The organism is Butyrivibrio sp. AE3006 (genome assembly GCF_000424165.1).
Taxonomy (GTDB): domain Bacteria; phylum Bacillota; class Clostridia; order Lachnospirales; family Lachnospiraceae; genus Butyrivibrio.
Genome location: NZ_AUJJ01000002.1, coordinates 218,299 through 240,774 on the forward strand (window position 1 = coordinate 218,299; position 22,476 = coordinate 240,774).

At 43.7% G+C, this 22,476-nt stretch carries 19 protein-coding genes; 18 read left to right on the forward strand and 1 reads right to left on the reverse strand.

What is annotated here, in order from left to right; translation table 11 throughout:
• Positions 1–25 precede the first annotated feature (25 nt).
• The 3 genes from ppdK (at position 26) to G603_RS0102730 (ending at position 6,327) form a co-directional block, all read left to right on the forward strand.
• Positions 26–2,662, forward strand: coding sequence for a pyruvate, phosphate dikinase (gene ppdK, locus G603_RS0102720; protein ID WP_026494328.1), 2,637 nt, complete (start codon positions 26–28; stop codon positions 2,660–2,662).
• Between the two features lie 179 nt (positions 2,663–2,841).
• Complete coding sequence (locus tag G603_RS0102725) at positions 2,842–5,253, forward strand: glycoside hydrolase family 3 protein (RefSeq protein ID WP_026669238.1); 2,412 nt, start codon at positions 2,842–2,844, stop codon at positions 5,251–5,253.
• Between the two features lie 87 nt (positions 5,254–5,340).
• Positions 5,341–6,327: a diaminopimelate dehydrogenase gene (locus G603_RS0102730; protein ID WP_026669239.1), complete on the forward strand. Its 987-nt coding sequence runs from the start codon at positions 5,341–5,343 to the stop codon at positions 6,325–6,327.
• Between the two features lie 117 nt (positions 6,328–6,444).
• Here the strand turns inward: G603_RS0102730 and G603_RS0102735 are convergent, their stop codons facing one another.
• Positions 6,445–6,744: a hypothetical protein gene (locus tag G603_RS0102735; RefSeq protein ID WP_026525242.1), complete on the reverse strand. Its 300-nt coding sequence runs from the start codon at positions 6,742–6,744 to the stop codon at positions 6,445–6,447.
• Positions 6,745–6,933: 189 nt separating this feature from the next.
• On the opposite strand from G603_RS0102735, the gene G603_RS0102740 reads away from it, so the two are divergent.
• From G603_RS0102740 to G603_RS0102815, 15 genes are all read left to right on the forward strand, one after another.
• Positions 6,934–7,827 carry a metallophosphoesterase family protein gene (locus G603_RS0102740; RefSeq protein WP_026669240.1) on the forward strand — a complete coding sequence of 298 codons (894 nt, stop codon included), beginning with the start codon at positions 6,934–6,936 and terminating at the stop codon, positions 7,825–7,827.
• Positions 7,828–7,998: 171 nt separating this feature from the next.
• Positions 7,999–8,283 (forward strand): co-chaperone GroES, encoded by a 285-nt coding sequence (locus G603_RS0102745; protein WP_026494333.1) that lies wholly within the window; start codon positions 7,999–8,001, stop codon positions 8,281–8,283.
• A 70-nt stretch (positions 8,284–8,353) separates the two neighbouring features.
• On the forward strand, positions 8,354–9,976 hold the full coding sequence (gene groL / locus G603_RS0102750) for a chaperonin GroEL (protein WP_026525244.1): 1,623 nt from the start codon (positions 8,354–8,356) through the stop codon (positions 9,974–9,976).
• A gap of 923 nt (positions 9,977–10,899) precedes the next feature.
• Positions 10,900–11,958, forward strand: coding sequence for an FIST signal transduction protein (locus G603_RS0102755; RefSeq protein WP_026669241.1), 1,059 nt, complete (start codon positions 10,900–10,902; stop codon positions 11,956–11,958).
• 13 nt (positions 11,959–11,971) lie between these two features.
• Positions 11,972–12,931: a methyl-accepting chemotaxis protein gene (locus G603_RS0102760; protein ID WP_051207386.1), complete on the forward strand. Its 960-nt coding sequence runs from the start codon at positions 11,972–11,974 to the stop codon at positions 12,929–12,931.
• A gap of 457 nt (positions 12,932–13,388) precedes the next feature.
• Positions 13,389–13,616: an acyl carrier protein gene (gene acpP, locus G603_RS0102770; protein ID WP_026669243.1), complete on the forward strand. Its 228-nt coding sequence runs from the start codon at positions 13,389–13,391 to the stop codon at positions 13,614–13,616.
• A gap of 18 nt (positions 13,617–13,634) precedes the next feature.
• Positions 13,635–14,486, forward strand: coding sequence for an acetyl-CoA carboxylase, carboxyltransferase subunit beta (gene accD / locus G603_RS0102775; RefSeq protein WP_026669244.1), 852 nt, complete (start codon positions 13,635–13,637; stop codon positions 14,484–14,486).
• Between the two features lie 59 nt (positions 14,487–14,545).
• Complete coding sequence (locus G603_RS0102780) at positions 14,546–15,550, forward strand: acetyl-CoA carboxylase carboxyltransferase subunit alpha (protein WP_026669245.1); 1,005 nt, start codon at positions 14,546–14,548, stop codon at positions 15,548–15,550.
• A 4-nt stretch (positions 15,551–15,554) separates the two neighbouring features.
• The gene (locus G603_RS0102785) at positions 15,555–16,517 is read left to right on the forward strand and encodes a 3-oxoacyl-ACP synthase III family protein (RefSeq protein WP_026669246.1); all 963 of its coding nucleotides are present in this window, start codon (positions 15,555–15,557) and stop codon (positions 16,515–16,517) included.
• A gap of 61 nt (positions 16,518–16,578) precedes the next feature.
• Positions 16,579–17,475, forward strand: a complete 897-nt coding sequence (locus tag G603_RS0102790; protein WP_026669247.1) for a nitronate monooxygenase — start codon at positions 16,579–16,581, stop codon at positions 17,473–17,475.
• A complete protein-coding gene (gene fabD / locus G603_RS0102795) occupies positions 17,472–18,413 on the forward strand; it encodes an ACP S-malonyltransferase (protein WP_026669248.1) in 942 nt (313 codons plus the stop codon). The genes G603_RS0102790 and fabD overlap by 4 nt, the downstream gene beginning before the upstream one ends.
• A 23-nt stretch (positions 18,414–18,436) precedes the next feature.
• Positions 18,437–19,219 carry a 3-oxoacyl-[acyl-carrier-protein] reductase gene (fabG, locus tag G603_RS0102800; RefSeq protein WP_242834827.1) on the forward strand — a complete coding sequence of 261 codons (783 nt, stop codon included), beginning with the start codon at positions 18,437–18,439 and terminating at the stop codon, positions 19,217–19,219.
• Positions 19,220–19,237: 18 nt separating this feature from the next.
• Positions 19,238–20,509, forward strand: a complete 1,272-nt coding sequence (fabF, locus tag G603_RS0102805) for a beta-ketoacyl-ACP synthase II (RefSeq protein ID WP_035791726.1) — start codon at positions 19,238–19,240, stop codon at positions 20,507–20,509.
• Positions 20,510–20,517: 8 nt separating this feature from the next.
• On the forward strand, positions 20,518–20,976 hold the full coding sequence (gene fabZ, locus G603_RS0102810) for a 3-hydroxyacyl-ACP dehydratase FabZ (protein ID WP_242834828.1): 459 nt from the start codon (positions 20,518–20,520) through the stop codon (positions 20,974–20,976).
• Between the two features lie 188 nt (positions 20,977–21,164).
• Complete coding sequence (locus tag G603_RS0102815; RefSeq protein ID WP_026669252.1) at positions 21,165–22,382, forward strand: iron-containing alcohol dehydrogenase; 1,218 nt, start codon at positions 21,165–21,167, stop codon at positions 22,380–22,382.
• Positions 22,383–22,476: the final 94 nt, after the last annotated feature.

Sequence of the window (22,476 nt, forward strand, 5' to 3'; positions counted from 1 at the left end):
GAATATCGGTAAGAAAGGTAGTGAAATGGCGAAAAAATACGTTTACATGTTCAGCGAAGGCGACATGACCATGAGAAACCTTCTCGGTGGTAAAGGTGCAAACCTTGCTGAGATGACATCAATCGGTCTTCCTGTACCTCAGGGCTTCACAATTTCAACAGAAGCTTGCACACAGTACTATGAAGATGGTCGTAAGATCAACGACGAGATTATGGCTCAGGCTATGGAAGGCGTTAAGAAGATGGAGGAGATCAACGGCAAGAAGTTTGGCGATCTTCAGAACCCTCTTCTCGTATCTGTTCGTTCAGGTGCTCGTGCATCAATGCCTGGTATGATGGATACAATTCTTAACCTTGGTCTTAATGACGAGGTAGTTGCTGCAATGATCAAGGGCAATCCTGATCCTGCATTCGAGCGTTTCGTATATGATTCATATCGTCGTTTCATCCAGATGTTCTCAGACGTTGTTATGGAAGTAGGTAAGAAGTACTTCGAGCAGCTCATCGACAAGATGAAGGAGCAGAAGGGTGTTAAGTTTGACGTAGATCTTACAGCAGCTGATCTTAAGGAGCTTGCTGAGCAGTTTAAAGCTGAGTATAAGAACCAGCTTGGTTCTGATTTCCCTTCAGATCCTGTAGAGCAGCTTAAGCTTGCTATCGAGGCTGTATTCCGTTCATGGGATAACCCTCGTGCAAATGTTTACCGTCGTGACAACGATATCCCTTATTCTTGGGGAACAGCTGTTAACGTAATGCCTATGGTATTCGGTAACCTTAACAATGAGTCCGGTACAGGTGTTGCATTCACACGTGACCCTGCTACAGGTGAGAATAAGCTTATGGGTGAGTTCCTTATCAACGCTCAGGGTGAGGACGTAGTTGCAGGTGTTCGTACACCTATGCCGATCGCTCAGATGGAGAAGGAATTCCCTGAAGCATACGCTGAGTTCATCAAGGTTTGTGATACACTTGAGAACCACTATCACGACATGCAGGATATGGAGTTCACTGTTGAGAACAAGAAGCTCTATATGCTCCAGTGCCGTAACGGTAAGAGAACAGCTCCTGCTGCTCTTAAGATTGCTTGTGACCTTGTTGATGAGGGACACAAGACTCCTGAAGAAGCTGTAGCAATGATCGATCCTCGTAACCTTGATACACTTCTTCATCCTCAGTTCGATGCAGCTGCTCTTAAGGCTGCAACACCTATGGGTAAGGGCCTTGGTGCATCACCCGGTGCTGCTTGCGGTAAGGTTGTATTCACAGCTGATGACGCTGTAGCTTGGGCTGAGAGAGGTGAGAAGGTTATCCTTGTTCGTCTTGAGACATCACCTGAGGATATCACAGGTATGAAGGCTGCTCAGGGTATCCTTACAGTTCGTGGTGGTATGACATCACACGCTGCCGTTGTTGCTCGTGGTATGGGTGAGTGCTGCGTTTCCGGATGTGGCGACATCAACATGGACGAGGAGAACAAGAAGTTCACACTTGCTGGTAAAGAGTTCCACGAGGGAGACTTCATCTCAATCGACGGTACAACTGGTAACATCTATGATGGCGTTATCAAGACTGTAGATGCTCAGATCGCTGGCGAGTTCGGACGTATCATGGATTGGGCTGATCAGTTCAGAAAGCTTAAGGTTCGTACAAACGCTGATACACCCGCTGATGCTAAGAAGGCTCGTGAGCTTGGTGCTGAGGGTATCGGTCTTTGCCGTACAGAGCACATGTTCTTCGAGGAAGACAGAATTGCTGCATTCCGTGAGATGATCTGCTCTGACACAGCTGAGGAGAGAGAAGCAGCTCTTGAGAAGATTCTTCCTTATCAGCAGAAAGACTTCAAGGCTCTTTATGAGGCACTTGAGGGCTGCCCTGTAACAATCAGATTCCTTGATCCTCCGCTTCATGAGTTCGTTCCTACAACAGAGGAAGACATTAAGAAGCTTGCAGATGCTCAGGGTAAGAGCGTAGAGGAGATCAAGGCTATCATCGCTTCTCTTCACGAGTTCAACCCTATGATGGGTCACAGAGGATGCCGTCTTGCAGTTACATATCCTGAAATTGCTAAGATGCAGACTAAGGCTGTTATCCGTGCTGCTCTTGAGGTTCAGAAGGAGCATGCTGATTGGAACGTTAAGCCTGAGATCATGATTCCTCTTGTATGTGAAGTTAAAGAGCTTAAGTTCGTTAAGAAGGTTGTATGTGAGACAGCAGATGCTGAGATCGCTGCAGCTGGTGCTAAGCTTGAGTATGAGGTTGGTACAATGATCGAGATCCCGAGAGCTGCTCTTACAGCTGACGAGATCGCTGCTGAGGCTGACTTCTTCTGCTTCGGTACAAACGACCTTACACAGATGACATTTGGATTCTCTCGTGATGACGCTGGTAAGTTCCTTAACGCTTACTATGATGAGAAGATCTTCGAGAACGATCCTTTCGCTAAGCTTGATCAGACAGGTGTTGGTAAGCTTATGGATATGTCACTTAAGCTTGGTAAGCCCGTTAATCCTAAGCTTCACGTTGGTATCTGCGGAGAGCACGGTGGAGATCCTTCATCAGTTGAGTTCTGCCACAAGATTGGCCTCGACTATGTATCATGCTCACCTTTCCGTGTACCTGTTGCTAGACTTGCAGCAGCTCAGGCAGCTATCGCAAACAAGTAATTTTAAAATTGCCTGTTAAGTGAGTAATAAATAATGAATCGGACATTATCGTAAAGGTGATGTCCGATTTTTTTCTGTGTATTTTTATATTTTTAGGGAATTATTGATATAGAATCCCGGAAAGACCATTTATAATGTTCATATATTAATTGGGTTAAATGTAATGGAGGTACATTCAAATGGCAAAATGGCAAAGAGTTAAGTATCATCCGAATCTCCCTCTTGGAGCGGATGGAACAAGGGTTACGGCATCTAAGGAGCACATTGAGATCTCCAAGAATGCAGCAAAAGAGGGTATGGTTCTTGTTAAGAATGAAGGCGGATTTCTGCCCTTTAAGAGAGGTCAGAAGATCGCTCTTTTCGGAAAAGCTTCTATTGATTATGTAAAGGGTGGCGGCGGATCAGGTGATGTTACCGTTCCTTATGTAACCAATCTGGCAGAAGGCTTTAAGAAGCTTTCATCAGAAGTAAGTGTATTTGACGGTACAGTTAAGTTCTATGAGAAGTATGTAAGAGATCTGTATGAGGAAGGCAAGATGCCAGGACTTATTGCAGAGCCTGAGCTTCCCCAGGACCTTCTCACACAGGCCCTTGCATTTACTGATACTGCGGTTATTTCAATCAGCAGATATTCGGGTGAGGGTTGGGATAGAAAGGCCGATAATGACGATGGAAGAAAGCACAAGGATGTAGCACAGGAGCTTGTGGATGAGACAGATAAGCTTTTTGAGAGAGGCGATTTCTATCTGTCCAAGGCTGAGAAGGAGCTAGTTGATAAGGTAACAGCTGCATTCCCTCACACTGTCATCGTTCTTAATATCGGCGGAATGTTCGATGTATCCTGGATAAAAGAAAATGAAAAGATTGATTCTGCTCTTATTGCATGGCAGGGTGGTATGGAAGGCGGTCTTGCAACAGCTGAGCTTCTTCTTGGTATCGGAACACCCAGCGGTAAGCTTTCAGATACCTTTGCAAGAGACCTTGCAGACTATCCCGGAACAGAGCATTTCCACGATTCCGATGATTATGTTGAATACGAAGAGGATATCTACGTTGGATATCGTTACTTTGAGACCATAAAGGATGCTGATAAGAAGGTTATTTATCCCTTCGGATATGGTCTTTCATACACAGACTTCAATTTGAATCGTATAAAAGTCTCAGTTGAAGATGGCAAGGTTACTGTAAAAGCTAATGTTACAAACATCGGCAAGTATCCCGGAAAAGAAGTAGTGCAGGTATACTTCGGAGCTCCTCAGGGTAAACTCGGAAAACCCGAGAAGACACTTATCGGCTTTAAGAAAACAGCTGAGCTTCTTCCCGGTCAGTCACAGCGCGTGATAATAGAATTCAATGTAGGAGACATGGCTTCTTACGACGATCTTGGAAAGGTGCAGAAATCTGCTTATATTCTTGAGAAGGGTAAATACACCTTCTATGTCGGAACAGATGTAAGAAATGTTAAGAAGGCTGATACTGACTATGTTCAGGACAAAGATGAAGTAGTATGCCAGCTTACAGAAAGAATGGCTCCTGTAGATCTTAAGAAGAGAATGCTCTCAGATGGAAGCTTTGAAGAGCTGCCTCTGGGTGATGCATCCAAATTCAATGATAATATCCTTAAGGATGTGGAGCTTGAAGGACCTCTTCATTCTATGCCCAAGGTTCGTCCTACAGAGTACAGACACAGCTTTGAGCCTTCAGGTAAGCCTCAGCTTGAGGAAGTAGCAGATGGCAAGATCAGTCTTGATGATTTTGTTAAGGCACTTTCAGATGAGGATATCGCATGGCTTGTTGGCGGACAGCCTAATGTAGCTGTAGCTAATACCTTTGGCTATGGAAATAATTCAGAATTCGGTATTCCTAACGTAATGACAGCTGATGGCCCTGCCGGTCTTAGAATTCAGCCACACGTTGGTGTAAAGACCACAGCTTTCCCCTGCGCAACACTTCTTGCATGTACATGGGATCCTGATGTAGCTGAGCAGGTAGGTATTGCAGGCGGAGAAGAGGTTAAGGAGAATAATATCGGTGTATGGCTTACTCCTGCTATGAATATTCACCGTTCACCTCTTTGCGGAAGAAACTTTGAGTATTATTCTGAGGATCCCTATCTTACAGGTAAAATGGCTGCAGGTATGATAAGAGGTATTCAGAGCAACAGAGTTGGCGCTACAGCCAAGCATTTTGCACTTAATAATAAGGAGACCAACAGAAAGAACAGTGATTCACGTGCATCAGAGAGAGCAATCAGAGAAATCTATCTGAAGGCTTTCGAGATCGTTGTTAAAGAGTCACAGCCTTGGAGTATCATGACATCCTATAATATCATCAACGGCAGAAGAGCTTCGGAAAATGAGGACATGCTTGAAGGCATCCTCAGAGGAGAGTGGGGCTTTGACGGAATGGTTACAACCGACTGGTGGACCTATGGTGAGAACTACAAGGAATGCAAAGCCGGTAACGATATGAAGATGGGCTGCGGTTATCCCGAGAGAATCCTTTCTGCTCTTGAAAAGGGAGGCATTACCAGAGAAGAACTTGAAAAAGCTGCTAAGAATATTCTTGGTCTTATCCTCAGAATTGATTAATAGTAAAAATAATAGAAAAAACACTTTAATAAAGTGACGCGGTAGTGTATTATTTTTACCAAAGTTTAAAAATCGGAGGACAGGACAATGAGTATCAGAATTGGAATTTTAGGATATGGTAACCTTGGAAAAGGTGTCGAACTTGCAGTAAAGGCAGCTCCTGATATGGAACTGGTTGCTGTTTTCACAAGACGTGATCCGGGTAGCCTTCAGATCAAGACAGAGGGTGTACCGGTAGTATCCGTTAATGATGTAGACAGCTATAAGGATAAGATCGATGTAATGATCCTTTGCGGAGGAAGTGCTACAGATCTTCCCGAACAGACACCTAAGTATGCGAAATTGTTTAATGTTGTTGACAGTTTTGATACTCACGCAAGAATACCTGAGCATTTTGCAAACGTTGACGCAGCAGCTAAGGCTGCAGGCAATGTGGCTGTTATCTCTTGCGGATGGGATCCCGGAATGTTTTCACTGGCAAGAGTATATTCAAATGCTATCCTGCCTGATGGTAAAGATTACACCTTCTGGGGAAAGGGAGTATCACAGGGACACTCAGATGCAATCCGTCGCATAAAGGGCGTAAAGAATGCAAAACAGTACACAATCCCTGTAGAGTCAGCTCTTGAAGCAGTAAGAAACGGTGAGAATCCTGAGTTATCAACAAGACAGAAACATACAAGAGAGTGCTTCGTAGTGCTTGATGAAGGCGCTGATGCAGCTGCTGTTGAGAAGGAAATCAAGGAGATGCCCAATTACTTCGCTGACTATGACACAACAGTTCATTTTATCAGTGAGGAAGAGCTTCTTAGAGATCACAGCGGAATGGCTCACGGCGGTTTCGTATTCAGAAGCGGTAAAACAGGTGCAGACAAAGAGCATAATCACATCATTGAGTATAGCCTGAAGCTCGATTCTAACCCTGAGTTTACTACAAGCGTTCTTGTAGCTGTTGCAAGAGCAGCTCATCGCATGAAGAGCGAAGGCCAGACAGGCTGCAAGACCATGCTGGATATTGCACCTGCATATCTTTCAGAGCTTAGCGGAGAGGAGCTCAGAGCTCACTTACTGTAATTCACAGCTGAATTGAATGTATCAGACACGTAAAAGCGGTACCGACTGTTTTAGTCGATACCGCTTTTAAAATATATAGAACAATGTCACAGAAATTCTGTTTTGGGAATGCTATATTTAATTATCTTTAACTACAACTTTTCCGCCATTTTTGACGCTGTCCTGCTCCAGCATCTCAATTGCAGAGGCAGCTATTTCATAATACATTGCGGCGTTGTCCTGGATTTCTGCCATTTTTTTCATATTTGTAATGCAGAACTTTTTTGCTTCGGCAATATCTGTCTGTGTGAAAACTCTGCTACCGCAATAGAGAGTTCCTGTAGCAGGGTCAAAATGAGAATCCTGTTTCTTCTGTTCACCACTCATACCCATAACGCCTGCAAGAGAACGTATCAGATCTTCACGATTATTTGCCATTTTGATCCTCCAATCTTTCACTTTTTATATAATCCCGGGTACATAATGGGATTTGGTCAGCCCAAAATCGATACCACTAACATTTTCTCATAAGAATCTTTTTTGTGTATTAACAACTTATTATAAAAATATAAAAAAAGCTAGAAAAATGATATCATGAATTAAGTGTATAAAACACCGGAGGATGATATGGACATAGCGGTTTTGGGCGATGTTCACAGCAATCATGTGGCATTGCAGGCAGTTATAGATTACTGCATGGGGAAAGGAATAACGAACTATATTCTGCTGGGGGACTTTGTAGCAGATGGGCCAAATCCCAGGAAAACTATGGAGCTGATATATGTACTTAAGCAGTACTTTACCTGCTACATTGTAAGAGGCAATAGAGAGGACTTTTTGCTTAATTACAGGAAAAGCGGAGAGAGCGGATGGTACAAGGGATCTGCCAGTGGGTCACTTCTTTATACTTACGAACAGCTGACAGATAAGGACTTTAACTTTTTTGAATCTCTGCCAATTTATGGCATTTATAATCCCAGAAAGCTCCCTGGATTTGAATATTGTCATGGTTCACCCACGGGAGTTTCGGAGGTACTTTTTGCAGAAAAAAGAAGTCTTAAACGAGTGATGAATAAATGTAAGACGGATATGCTTTTACATGCTCATACTCATGTTCAGGAGAGCTTTTCATACAGGGACAGGAAGGCAGTTAATCCGGGATCTCTTGGGCTTCCCAGAAACAGCAGGCAATTTACGGAATTTGCCATATTGCATGGAAGCGCATCAGGATTTGATGAAGAGCTTGTTCAGATAAAATATGACAGGCATGAACTTCTAAAAGAATTTACAAAATCCGGAATGAGCGAGTATGCTCCGGCCTGGGCAGCAATTCAGATGCATACCATCAGGACAGGAATAGACCTTAGTGAAGCCATACTTCTGCAGGCAATGAGACTTTGCGAGGAGGAGAGAGGAATGGTGCGCTGGCCCGATATCCCAGAGAAGTATTGGGCAGAAGCACTGAAAAATAATTATATTGACCTCTCCGGTAAGGATATACCCAGAAAAAATCAAAACTAATTACTTCTATATTTTATAAGTACAGCTGTTTATTACCTTTTTTTGCTTGTTTTCTTGACAAACATCATGAATGGATATAATATATTTTTTGATGATTAGCACTCGAATTAAATGAGTGCTAACAATTTGAAAAGTTAATAAATGCAATAAAGATATAAGGAGGCATTAGAAATGAAGTTAGAACCACTTGCAGACAGAGTTGTACTTAAGCAGCTTGAGGCTGAAGAGACTACAAAGTCAGGAATCGTTCTTCCCGGCGCTGAGAAGGAGAAGCCCCAGCAGGCTGAGGTTATCGCAGTAGGCCCCGGCGGAATAGTTGATGGTAAAGAAGTAAAGATGCAGGTTAAGAAGGGTGACAATGTCATCTATTCAAAATATGCAGGAACAGAAGTAAAGCTTGATGACGTTACATACATCATCGTTAAGCAGAACGACATACTTGCAATCATCAAGTAATAAGACGAGCTTGCAAGAGATACGGAGGAATCCGTATATTACGAAAATGTACAAATGGAGGCATTAAAAAATGGCAAAGACAATTAAGTACGGCGCTGACGCCCGCACAGCTATGGTAGAAGGCGTTAATAAGCTTGCAGATACAGTAAGAGTTACAATCGGACCTAAGGGTAGAAACGTAGTCCTTGATAAGAGCTATGGCGCACCTACAATCACAAACGACGGTGTTACAATCGCTAAAGAGATCGAGCTTGAGGATGCTTATGAGAACATGGGCGCTCAGCTTGTTAAGGAAGTAGCTACCAAGACTAACGACGTAGCAGGTGATGGTACAACAACAGCTACAGTTCTTGCACAGGCTATGATCAATGAAGGTGTTAAGAACCTTGCAGCAGGTGCTAACCCCATCGTACTTAGAAAGGGTATGAAGAAGGCTACAGATGCAGCTGTTGAATCAATCAGCAAGATGGCTACAAAGGTTAAGGGCAAGGATCAGATTATGAGAGTTGCCGCTGTATCATCAGGTGATGACGAAGTAGGTCAGATGATCGCTGATGCTATGGAGAAGGTTTCAAACGATGGTGTTATCACAATCGAGGAATCCAAGACAATGATGACTGAGCTCGACCTCGTTGAAGGTATGCAGTTCGATCGTGGTTATATCTCAGCTTACATGGCTACAGATATGGATAAGATGGAAGCAAATCTTGATGATCCTTATGTTCTTATCACAGATAAGAAGATTTCCAATATTCAGGATATCCTTCCTCTTCTTGAACAGATCGTTAAGACTGGCGCTAAGCTTCTTATTATCGCTGAGGATGTTGATGGTGAGGCTCTTACAACTCTTATCGTTAACAAGCTCCGTGGTACATTCAATGTAGTAGCTGTTAAGGCTCCCGGCTATGGCGACAGAAGAAAGGCTATGCTCGAGGATATTGCTATTCTTACAGGCGGTAAGGTAATCAGCTCTGACCTTGGTCTTGAGCTTAAGGATACAACTCTTGACGACCTTGGACGTGCAAAGAGCATCAAGGTTGAGAAGGAGAAGACCACAATCGTTGACGGTCTTGGCGACAAGAAGGAAATCCAGGCTAGAATCGCTCAGATCAAGAAGCAGATTGAGGATACAACATCTGATTTCGATAGAGAGAAGCTTCAGGAGAGACTTGCTAAGCTCGCTGGTGGTGTTGCAGTTATCAGAGTAGGTGCTGCTACAGAGACAGAGATGAAGGAAGCTAAGTATCGTATGGAAGATGCTCTCAATGCTACAAGAGCAGCAGTAGAAGAAGGCATCATCTTCGGTGGTGGTAGCGCATACATCCACGCATCCAAGGAAGTTGCTAAGCTTGCTGAGAAGCTCGAAGGCGACGAGAAGACAGGTGCTAAGGTTGTTCTTAAGGCACTTGAGGCTCCTCTTTTCCACATTGCAAACAACGCAGGTCTTGACGGTTCTGTGATCGTAAACAAGGTTAAAGAATCCAAGCAGGGAATCGGCTTCAATGCATATTCAGAAGAGTATGTAGACATGGTTAAGGACGGCATCATCGATCCTGCCAAGGTTACAAGAAGCGCTCTTCAGAACGCAACATCTGTTGCTTCAAGTTTCCTCACAACAGAAGCTGCTGTAGCAACAATCAAAGAGCCCGTTCCTCCCATGCCCGCAGGAAACCCCGGAATGGGAATGATGTAAGCGATAGGGACGAATGCATCAGTGAGTCTAATTAAACACAGAGTGCGAAGCACTTGAAAATAAAATGGACAGCTTATCGAGCTTGCTCGAAATAAGCTGTCCATTTTTATTTTCAGAAGCGTCGAAGACGCGCTGTGTTAATTAGACGGAGTAGATATATGAAAACCAACGGTAACGAGGGAACGCGCAAGCGTTTCCGAGTCTAAGCAATGCACATCCTCGAGTTTACTCGAAAGGATGTGTCCTTTTTAATTTAAGAAGCGTCGTAGACGCACTATGTCTTATTTAACGGAGCAGATATATGAGCACCAACGGTAACGAGGGAAGTGCTTTAGCGCTTTCCGAGTCTGATGATGCAGTAAAGTGAACCATTCAATGAGAACCAATGATAGCTCGGTCAGCACTTTCCGAGTCTAATGATGCAACGAGCTTTTTTGGGTATGCCTAGAGTTTGATTACGTGGATGATTAAGGGAAGTTCAATCCATCCCCGTTAAAATAGCAGGGAATTGAGCCTGGATTACGTGGATGAATAAGAAAAATGTCATCCATCCCCGTTAAAATAGCAGTGAATTGAGCCTTGATTACGGGGATGAATAAGGAAAATGCCATTCATCCCCGTAAGGATGGCAGAAAAATGGCACATGATTACGTGGATGATCAAGAGAAATACCATCCATCCCCGTATGGCAAGCAACAAATCAACCGTAACAAATCAACGCAACGAATCAACAAATCCATCAAGAGAATGCACCTACCAAAGAAAACCATCTGGCGAACGTCTCTGTCACGTTCCGAGTTTATTAAATTTTAATAGAATATTTAACAAAATATAGCACACTACTACTGTTATGACACTTATTCAAATGATATTATGTTAACAGATGGGTATTTTTGATTTCTTTAAATAGGAGAATATGCCTTATGAAAATGTTTAACGGAAAAAGTGCATCAGGAAGCGTAGCAGATGCATCCAGAGGTCTGTCAGGCCCCAAGCTTATCATTTTTACATGTGACGAGAAGACTTTTGATAAGAACGTTGCCGAAATTGAGCAGAAGTTCCCCGGTGTTCCCAGCATTGGCTGTGTTGGTATGAGCTATGATTCCGCTATTCAGGAATCAGGACTTCAGATTACAGCTTTTACAGAGGGAGTCAAAGTCAGGACCGGCGTTCTTGAGAAGGTATCAACAATGCCTGCTCGTGATGTTGGAAGGCTTGAGAAAGACCTTGACGAGATTAAACCCGGCAAGGAGAATACTGCGATAATCGATTTCTGTGCAGGAAATGACGCTGCAGTTCTTACCACACTCAGAAGCCTTCTTGACAGATATAATCTTCAGGTTATGGGCGCTACAGGTGATGCCGGCAAGGTTTCCTTAAACGGTAAGGTATATGAAGATGCCATGAGTTATGCCGTTATCAAAAATGAGGGCGGCAAGGTTAAATCCTATAAGGAGAACATCTACGAGCCCATGGATAACCGTCAGCTTATCGCATCCAAGACAGATAAGGCTAAGTATTATCTTGGAGAGCTTAACGGACGCTCCGCAAAACAGGTTTATATGGATCTGACAGGCGCAAAGTCTGATAAAGAAATCATCGACCAGACCTTCAAGAATCCTCTTGGAAAGATGATAGGAAATGATGTTTGCATCTGCTCCATCAAGGATGTAGCAGGAAGCGGACTTATCCTGTACAGACAGATAAATGACTCTGATATTCTCACACTTCTTGAGATGAAGAATCCCATGGAAGTAGCTGATCAGACAGTGAACAAAATAAGAAATGATTTTTCGAAAATATCGGGTATATATTCAGTCAACTGTATCTTCAGATATCTGGTTCTGAAGGAAAGAGGAGAGCTGAACAGCTATCTTGGAAAGATAGCACAGCTTGGACCTTCCTGCGGACTCATCGGATTTGGAGAGCATTACAATACCCAGTTTGTTAACCAGACAATGACTTGTATTGTATTTGAATGAGGGAGAGACGAATATGTTTACAGATATTTTTAAAAAGAAAACAGAGGAAGTTAATATCGAAGTAAACGCTCCTAAGGAAGATATGGATGAGAGTAAGAAGAAATCGCTTATCTATATTGCTGATTCTGTAAAAAAATTCCAGAAGGAGCTTGTTCAGAATGAAGTGACCTCCCTCACAGAGATCCATGATATGGGAGAGGCTGTAGAGAATGTTATTAAGAGTAACAATGACCTCAGAGATCAGATGGAAGCATTTAATGAGATGTTCGCAGCTGTGAACGAAAGCGCCGGTAAGTTTGAAGATGTTAAGGTAAATATCTTAAACAGCGTTCAGAATGCCCAGAATAAAGTATCTGAATTAAAGGGCAGCTCCAATGAAGTAAGAGCAAGCTTTGATGAGATGACACAGGGCTTTGAGAATTTCAAGAGCGCTGTTGATCAGATTTCAGACTACATGAAAAAGATCATCGGTATTGCTACCCAGACTAACCTACTTGCACTTAATGCTTCGATCGAAGCTGCAAGAGCCGGAGCTGCCGGTAAAGGCTTTGCCGTTGTTGCTACGGAAGTAAGAGAACTGGCAGATGAGATTAAGGTCATGATCAGCCAGGTTAATGCTTCAATCGATGCGGCTGGCGAAGAGAGTGAGAAGCTTTCCATCAGCATGCAGAATTCCATTGCTGCCATGGATAAGAGCATTCAGGAAGTTGATGAGACCAATGCAACCTTTGATGAGATCATCGAGAGCGCAAACGGTGCCAATGTAGTTCAGGAGGAAATCTCCGATACAGCGAATACGGCTTCCGATGAGCTTAACAGAATAGGCAACAGCTTCACGGAGATAAACAGGCGATATGATGCTCTTGTTAATCAGCTTGACAGAGTTAATTCCCTTGGTACTACAAAGAGCAGCGTGTTCGAACATATCGACAATCTGGTATCTCAGATAGAGCCTATTGTAAAAGATAAATAATATGATTTAAGGTCTGTAACCTGGATGGTTGCAGACCTTTATTTTTTGAATCGAAATAGAATGCGTGGGATTTTAAATACTTGATGCATATATATATAGGTGAAGGGATCCCAAAGTAATGCCCGGACATACTCTTGATGCCAGTGGAAAGAAGAAGTTCGCTCTTATGGATCAGATTTTTGGAAAAACTCCAAGAGAGGTTCAAACGGTTAATAACGTACAGAGGGCTAAGTGATTAACACAGGAAGACAGTAGTAATTTATTTAGGATATGAATACAAACAGAATAATGAATGATGAAAGGTCTTTGGCAATATGATGCCAGGGCCTTTTTCTTTACCATCTTAAGGAAACTCAAATTCATCAAAACAGTTTAGCGTTGACAAATAAAAAAGAAGATTATAATATTTCAAATGTAATTAACTAAAATAAATTTAACTAAAAAGGAGATAACTAAAATGAATTTAGATGAAATCAAAGAAATTATTGCAGAGACACTTGGAGTAGATGAGGACAAGGTTACACCTGATGCAAACCTCATTGATGATCTTGGAGCTGATTCACTTGCTATCGTTGAGCTTCACATGGAGATCGAGGAGAAGCTTGGAATCAAGATTCCCGATGAGGCAATTACAGATCTTCATACAGTAAGCGACGTTCTTGAAGCTATTAACAAAAACAAATAAGCGAATACGGAGGTACTTATGGGACCTTTAATGAATGCCATATCTTTTCCTGCGAAGGTAAAAAAGGATATCGGCGATGCTTTTTTGAAAAAAGAAAAGGAGCCGGTTTTCATTACCTGCAAATCCTGTGGAAGAAGAGCACTGAAAAAGGACTGGCAAAACAGTTTCTATGTATGCCCTGTATGTGGCAAGTACAGAAGTATTGGAGCCTATTACAGACTATCGCTGATTTTGGATCCCGGAACCTTCTATGAACTAAATGCCGATCTTAAGGCTGAGGACCCCATGGAGTTTCCTGAATACAGGGACAAGCTTGATAAGCAGAAAAAGAGCACCGGACTTGAGGAAGCTGCTGTAACAGCAACAGGAAAAATCGGCGGACATAAAGTTACTGTCATAGTGCTGGACAGCAGGTTTTTCATGGGGAGTATGAGCAGCATAGTGGGAGAGAAAGTCACAAGGGCGGTAGAATATGCCACAGAGAAAAAGATGCCACTTATCATTTTCTCAGCCAGCGGCGGAGCCAGGATGCAGGAAGGAATCTACAGTCTGATGCAGATGGCAAAAACTGCGGCAGCAATAGAAGAATTCAATGCTTCAGGCGGACTGTATATCAGCTATCTGACGCATCCCACAACAGGCGGAGTAACTGCAAGTTTTGCATCTCTTGGAGATATCACACTGGCTGAACCGGGAGCACTAATCGGTTTTGCAGGTCCAAGAGTAATCGAGCAGACAATCCATAAAAAGCTCCCTAAGGGTTTTCAGAGAAGTGAATATCTTGAGAGCCACGGCTTTGTGGATAAGATAGTGCCAAGAGATCAGATGAGATCCACTCTGATAAAGCTGTTGGAACTTCATGGAAGGTAAGAAGAGAGCGAACTGAAACATCGACAGCGGTAATAATAATCGCCACGAGGTATGGTCAGATGATTGAAACGATACTTAAAAAAGTTGAAAAAATAGATGCGCAGATAGACGCACTGCAAAGTACAGCGGGAAAGGAAGCAAAGGCTCTTGTTAAAAAGACAAGTGAAAGCATAGAGAAGCTTGAGAGCGTAACCTCTGAGTATGACAGCTGGGACAGGCATTCTAAGGAGATTGAAAAGCTCAAAGAGATGCGGGCATATTTCCTTAGTGATTGCAGGAATCTTAGCCCTGATGAAAAGGTTTATCTTGCAAGACATAGTGCAAGGCCTCATATCGATGATTTCATAGATTCGTTTTTTACTGATTTTTTTGAGCAGAAGGGTGATCATCTTTTTGATGAGGATAAGAGTATCTATGGAGGAATAGCGAAATTCCATGGAATCCCGGTAACTGTCCTTGGGCACAGAAAAGGGCACAGTGCTCAGGAAAGTATGGAATACAATTTTGGGATGCCCTGCCCTGAAGGATATCGCAAGGCACTAAGGATCATGAATCAGGCTGAGAAGTTCAGAAGACCGATAATAACCTTCATTGATACTCCCGGAGCATATCCCGGAATGGAGGCAGAGGAGCATGGTCAGGGTGAAGCCATTGCCATGAATCTTGCCAAGATGAGTCAGTATCACGTGCCTGTTATTTCTATTGTCACAGGCGAAGGGAATTCCGGAGGAGCCCTTGCTATAGGTGTTGCCAACAGGGTACTTATGCTTGAAAACGCTGTTTATTCAATTCTAAGTCCTGAGGGCTTTGCAAGTATTCTCTGGAAGGATTCCGGAAGACGCAAGGAAGCCTGCGAGCTCATGAAGCTGACGGCCGAAGATCTTTTTGCAGCAGGAATAGCAGATGAAGTTATAGCAGAGCCCCTTGGAGGAGCTCAGAGAGATTATAAGACTGTTATGAGAAATCTTGATGAAGCGATCTATAGACATCTAAAGGACCTGATGACCCTTTCGGAAGCAGAGATCAAGAATGACAGGCAGATGAAATTCAGGAAGATTGGATGAGATTATGAGGAAAATATCTATAGTCGGAACCGGAATGTCCGCAGCGGGAAAAAAAATCACAAATGAGGATCTTTCTAAGATGGTTGATACCAGTGATGAATGGATCACCACAAGAACAGGCATAAAGGAGAGACGGTTCTGCGACGAGGGGGAGAGTACATATACTCTGGCAGAAACTGCAGCAAGAAAGGCGATCACTGAGGCAGGCGTAAATATAGAAGACATTGATGCAGTCGTATGCGCTACAGTCTCTGCTGAATACATTACGCCCAGCCTTGCCTGCGTTGTCCAAAGAAAACTTGGACTTAAGGAAAATATTCCTGTTCTTGATATCAACGCAGCCTGCAGTGGATTTATATACGGGCTTGAAGTGGTAAGAGGACTTCTTGATGGAAGTAATGGCAGGTATGGCCTGGTTATTGGATGTGAACAGCTGTCGAGACTTATGGACATGACTGACAGAAGTACCTGCGTTCTTTTCGGAGATGGCGCCGGCGCAGCAGTTGTAAAACTTGATCAAGAGAAAACCTATGCATCGGTTCTTGGTGCAAGAGGAGGCTTCGAGATACAGGTAGAAGGCGCAGGACCTGTGATAAGCAAAATAAAAATGGATGGTAAAGAAGTCTTTAAATTTGCCACAGCCGCGATTCCAAAGTGCATAGATGCCTTGCAGGAAAAAACAGGCATCGGCATCGAGGATGTAAGTCAGGTTATATGTCACCAGGCAAATGCAAGGATTCTTGATCACTGCGTAAAAAAGCTAAAGGCAGATCCTGATAAGTTCTATAAAAACATGGACAGATACGGCAATACCAGCGCAGCCTCGGTACCTATGGCGCTCCATGAGCTGGTCAAACAGGAAAAGATTCATAAAGGGGATAAGCTGATGCTGGTAGGCTTTGGCGGAGGTCTGACCTGGGCCGGAGTGATCATTGAATACGACGGAAAATGCTCCGTGGGGACGTAAACAAGGTTCACAGCGCTAGTATAATTACCCACATCTCATATCCATAGATAAAGGTGAAAACATGAAAAAGCTAAATGAAATACTTGGTACTGAATACCCAATAATCCAGGGAGGAATGGCAAATATTGCAACGGGTGAATTTGCAGCGGCATGTTCCAACGCAGGTGCACTCGGGCTTATAGGCGTAGGTGGCATGAACCCGCAGATGCTAAGAGATGAGATTGATATCTGCAGATCAAAAACAGATAAGCCCTTTGGCGTAAATATTATGCTGATGCATCCTGACGCAGATGAGTTTGCAGAGATTGTAGTAGAGAAAAATGTAAAGGTTGTAACGACAGGTGCCGGGAATCCCGGTAAATACATGGAGAAATGGAAGGCAGCGGGAATTACGGTAATTCCTGTAGTAGCTGCTCCCATTCTTGCAAGGCATCTTGAAAAAGCAGGAGCAGACGCGGTCATTGCTGAGGGTTGTGAAAGCGGCGGTCATGTGGGAGAGATGACTACCATGACCCTCGTACCCCAGACAGTGGACGCAGTAGATATACCGGTAATCGCAGCGGGAGGAATTGCTGATTCAAGACAGGTAAAAGCTGCTTTTGCCCTTGGGGCCTGTGGCATACAGGTGGGAACCTGCCTCCTTGCAAGTGATGAATGTCCCATTCATGAGAATTACAAAAAAGCAGTAATCAAGGCAAAAGGCACTGACGCCATCGTAACAGGAAGAATCGGCGGAACACCTGTAAGAATTCTGAAAAACAAAATGAGCCGCGAGTATATTAAGCAGGAAAAGGCAGGAGCAGGCATCGAAGAGCTTGAGAAATTTACGCTTGGAAGTCTTAGAAGAGCGGTTTTTGAAGGGAATACAGAAACAGGAAGCCTTATGGCGGGTCAGACCTGTGGTCAGATAAAAGAGATCAGACCTGTCAGAGAGATTTTTGAGGAGCTAATGAGATGAAGAAAACAGCGTTTTTATTTGCAGGGCAGGGAAGTCAACATAGGGGCATGGGTGAAGATCTCTACAGGGATTATGAGGAGTTCAGAGAGATTTTCGACAATGCGGAAACAGATTTTGATATAAAAAAGGTCTGCTTTGAAGACGAGGAAGGGCTGCTTGATAAGACAAAATACACTCAGCCCTGTATGGTAGCTTTTGCGGCAGGCGTTTCAAATATCTTAAAAAAACATGGAATAAAGGCGGATATGTTGGCTGGACTTTCTCTTGGAGAGTATTCAGCGCTTTGTGCTTCGGGAGTTTTTGATGCCAAGACAGCTGTTAAGATAGCGGCATTCAGAGGGAATGCCATGACAAGGGCAGCTGATGGCATCCAAAGTGCAATGACAGCAGTAATGGGCCTTGGAAGAGAAGAACTTCAGCAATGCGTAAATGAAGCAGAGGGACTTGGCGTTGTTTCCATCTGTAATGACAATTGTCCCGGACAGCTTGTCATTGGAGGAGAGAAAACAGCTGTATCTGCAGCGTCAGAATTTGCCAAAAACAGAGGGGCCAGAAGGTGCGTGCCGCTTAATGTAAGCGGACCTTTTCACACTTCCCTTATGGAGAGCGCAGGAGATGAGCTTGAGAAATATTTTGAGGATGTGAATTTTGGCAAAGAGAGAGTTCCTGTTGTTTTCAATGTTACAGGTAAGGAGCTTTTGCCTGATCAGTCCATACCTGAACTTCTTAAGCTGCAGGTGCAAAGCGGCGTAAAGATGACAGACAGCTTAAACTATATGCTTGATAAGGGTGTCAGGAGATTTGTAGAGATTGGCCCCGGAAAAGCGCTTACAGGTTTTGTGAAAAGATGTGCCAAAGAAAAGCAGATTGATGATATTGAATGCTACACAGTTGAGACATCTGATGATATCGAAGCACTGGCTTCCAGCTGGAGCTGATAGTTTTTGGGAAATGATATTAAATGGGAGCTACTGATCCTGAAAGGAAAGAGTATATGGACAGCACTAAGAGAACAGCCATAATAACCGGCGCAGCAAGGGGAATTGGAAGAGAGATAGCTATTTCTTTTTACAAAAAGGGATACAACGTGGTCATGAATTATGCGGGAAATGATGAAGCCGCCCATGAGACCATAAGACTCTGCAAAGAGAGTAAAGGGGATGGTCAGGTTATAAGCGTAAAGGGCGATGTTTCAAAGGAAGAAACAGCCCAGGCTATTGTTGATACAGCTATGAATGAATTTGGCAGTATAGATGTGGTTGTAAACAATGCAGGAATTACTAAAGATACCCTGGTGGCCATGATGAAAACAGAGGACTTTGACAGGGTCATAGATGTGAATTTAAAGGGGGCATTTTTGCTGACTCAGAAGGCAGTCAAGCCTATGATGAAGAAGCGCTATGGAAGAATAATAAACATTTCCAGTGTAGTTGGTGTTCACGGAAATGCAGGCCAGGTGAATTATGCTGCAAGTAAGGCCGGACTTATCGGTATGACCAAGTCCATAGCTAAGGAACTGGCAGGCAGGAATATAACTGCCAATGCAGTGGCACCGGGAATGATAGATACCGATATGACAGACAGCCTCAGCGATAAAACAAAGGATCAGATAAAAAGCAGTATTCCCGCAGGGCGTATGGGGGCGCCTGAAGATATAGCAAATGCTGCGCTTTTCCTTGCAGATGAAAAAAGCGGATATATCACAGGGCAGGTACTTCTTGTTGATGGCGGAATGGGAATGTGAGTTGGAGATTACAGAATTATGAATACAAAAAGAAGAGTGGTAATAACAGGTCTTGGAACAATTAATCCTACAGGAAACAGCGTGGAAGAAAGCTGGGACGCGGTTAAAAACGGAAAGAGCGGAGTGGGGATTATCACAGCGTTTGATACAACAGATTTTAAGGTAAAGGTAGCTGCTGAGGTTAAGGATTTTGCTCCTGAGACTCGCCTTGAGAAAAGAGAGCTGCGTCATATGGCAAGGTTTACACAGCTTGCACTTTTTGCTGCTGAGGAAGCCATTAAGGATTCGGGACTTTGCGATGGCGAGGGTGAGTTTTCCTATTCATCAAAGGTTTCTGCTGCTGATGCCGCAAGATGCGGAGTGATAGTATCAAGTGGAATTGGCGGCCTTGAGGTTACCGCGGCGCAGCTGGATCGCGGAAACAAAATGGGATTTGACAAGGTTAATCCCTTCTACGTACCAATGGCTATTTCAAATATGGCTGCAGCAAGGATAGCCATACAGCACGGCTTTAAAGGTATGTGTTCTTGTCCTGTAACAGCCTGTGCAGGTGGCAGTAATGCTATAGGCGACAGCTTTTTCAGAATTCGTGACGGATATGAGGATGTGATGATCTGCGGCGGAACAGAGAGCAGTATTACGCCTCTTGCTATTGCAGGCTTTCAGAACATGAAGGCTTTGTCTGAGACTATTGATCCTGAGAGAGCCAGCATCCCTTTTGATAAGGATAGGAACGGCTTTGTAATGGGCGAGGGCAGTGGAATACTTGTACTTGAGGAGTATGAACATGCTTCCAAGAGAGGTGCTCACATATACGCTGAGATAGTAGGATATGGCAGTAACTGTGATGCATTCCATATAACGTCACCGTCACCTGATGGCGAGGGCGGTGCAGCCTGTATGGAGCTTGCTCTTAAGGATGCAGGGCTTAGAGCAGAAGATATTGATTATATTAACGCTCATGGCACATCCACAAGTCTTAATGATAAGTACGAGACTGCAGCTATTAAGAAGGTTTTTGGAAAACATGCGTATGAGCTTTGTGTTTCAAGCACTAAATCAATGACAGGCCACCTTCTTGGGGGAGCAGGAGGAGTTGAAGCTGTTTTCTCAGTTAAAGCTTTGGAGGATGACTTTGTACCGCCAACAGCCAGCCTTCGTGAAACAGATCCCGAGATGGATCTGAACTATGTTCCCGGCAAGGGAGTATCCAGAAAGCTTAACTATGTTCTTAGTAACAGCCTTGGTTTTGGCGGCCACAATGCCTGCCTTATTTTTAAAAAGGCGTGAGGTTTATGATGTTAGAAGAAGTAATGGACAGAGAAAATAAAAATACTCTTTCAGCTGAGGAGATAGCTAAGATATTGCCCCACAGATATCCTTTTGCGCTGGTTGACAGGATTCTGGATTATGAGCCCGGAACATGGGCTGTTGGCAGAAAATGCGTGAGTATGGATGAGCTCTTTTTTCAGGGCCATTTCCCCGGAAAACCTATAATGCCGGGGGTTCTGATAATTGAAGCATTGGCACAGACAGGGGCCGTAGCTGCGCTTTCACTTCCTGAGAATAAGGGTAAGATTGCGCTTTTTGGCGGAATAAAGAATGCAAGATTTAAAAAGCAGGTTGTTCCCGGGGATGTGCTGGAGCTTAGAGTAAACATGATACGCAGTAAAGGCCCGGTAGGTGTTGCTGAGGCTGAAGCCCTGGTTGATGGGAAGGTCGCTACAAGAGCAGAGATAACCTTTTCTGTGATCTGATATTCAGTGGTAATTCTTTGGAGAAAGAGCTATAGATAATAATATTTGAAATTACATTATAAAGCTTTGGAAAAATCGTGAACATTTTCGAAAAGTCAAGATTTGATTTATAGAAATTTACCGATTATAATAATCTTTGGGTTACGTTATTTTTTTAACAAGATTATTTTTTAAAGGAGGTATTTGGTATGTCACGTTTTACTCTGCCCAGAGATATTTATCATGGAAAAGGTGCTCTTGAAGCACTGAAGACTTTCGAGGGCAAGCGCGCCATCGTCTGCACAGGTGGCGGATCCATGAAAAGGGGCGGCTTTTTACAGAAGGTAGAGGATTACCTTAAGGAAGCCGGAATGGAGGTTGAGCTCTTTGAGGGTATCGAGCCCGATCCTTCAGTTGAAACAGTTATGAAGGGTGCTGAAGCTATGCAGAAGTTCCAGCCCGACTGGATCGTTGCAATCGGCGGCGGTTCACCTATCGATGCTGCTAAAGCTATGTGGATCAAGTATGAATATCCTGACACCACATTTGAAGATATGTGCAAGGTATTCGGACTTCCCAAGCTCCGTACCAAGGCAAAATTCTGTGCTATTTCTTCAACATCCGGAACAGCTACAGAGGTTACAGCATTCTCAATCATCACAGATTATCAGAAGGGAATTAAGTTCCCTATCGCTGACTTCGAGATCACTCCCGATGTTGCTATCGTAGATCCTGAGCTTGCTCACACAATGCCTAAGAAGCTTGTTGCTCACACAGGTATGGATGCTATGACACACGCTGTTGAGGCTTATGTTTCCACAGCTAACTGCGATTACACAGATCCTCTTGCTATTCACGCAATTGAGATGATCATGGATAATCTTGTTAAGTCATATAACGAGGATATGGACGCAAGAGATGCAATGCACAACGCACAGTGTCTTGCAGGAATGGCATTCTCCAATGCTCTTCTTGGTATCGTTCATTCTATGGCTCACAAGACCGGAGCTGTTTTCGCTGATCTTGGTGCTCACATCATCCACGGTGCTGCAAATGCTATGTACCTTCCTAAGGTTGTTGCATTCAACGCAAAGGACCCTGTAGCTAAGAAGCGTTATGGCGTTATCGCTGATTATATGCACCTTGGCGGATCTAATGATGATGAGAAGGTTAAGCTCCTTATCGAGTATCTGCGCAAGATGAATGATGACCTCAACATCCCTCACAGTATCAATCACTATGGTGCTGACGGTCTTCCGGCTGAGCAGGGCTTTGTACCTGAGGATGTATTCCTTGAGAGACTCCATGACATCGCTGCAAATGCTATTCTTGATGCCTGCACAGGTTCCAATCCTCGTCAGCCCAGTCAGGAAGAGATGGAGAAGCTCCTTAAGTGCTGCTACTATGATACAGAGGTTGATTTCTAATATCGCCGCCTGAATTTAGTACACAGTAAAAGTAGAAACGATAATTAAGGACGACCTTTCGAATCAGACAATAACCTGATTGAAGGTCGTCCTT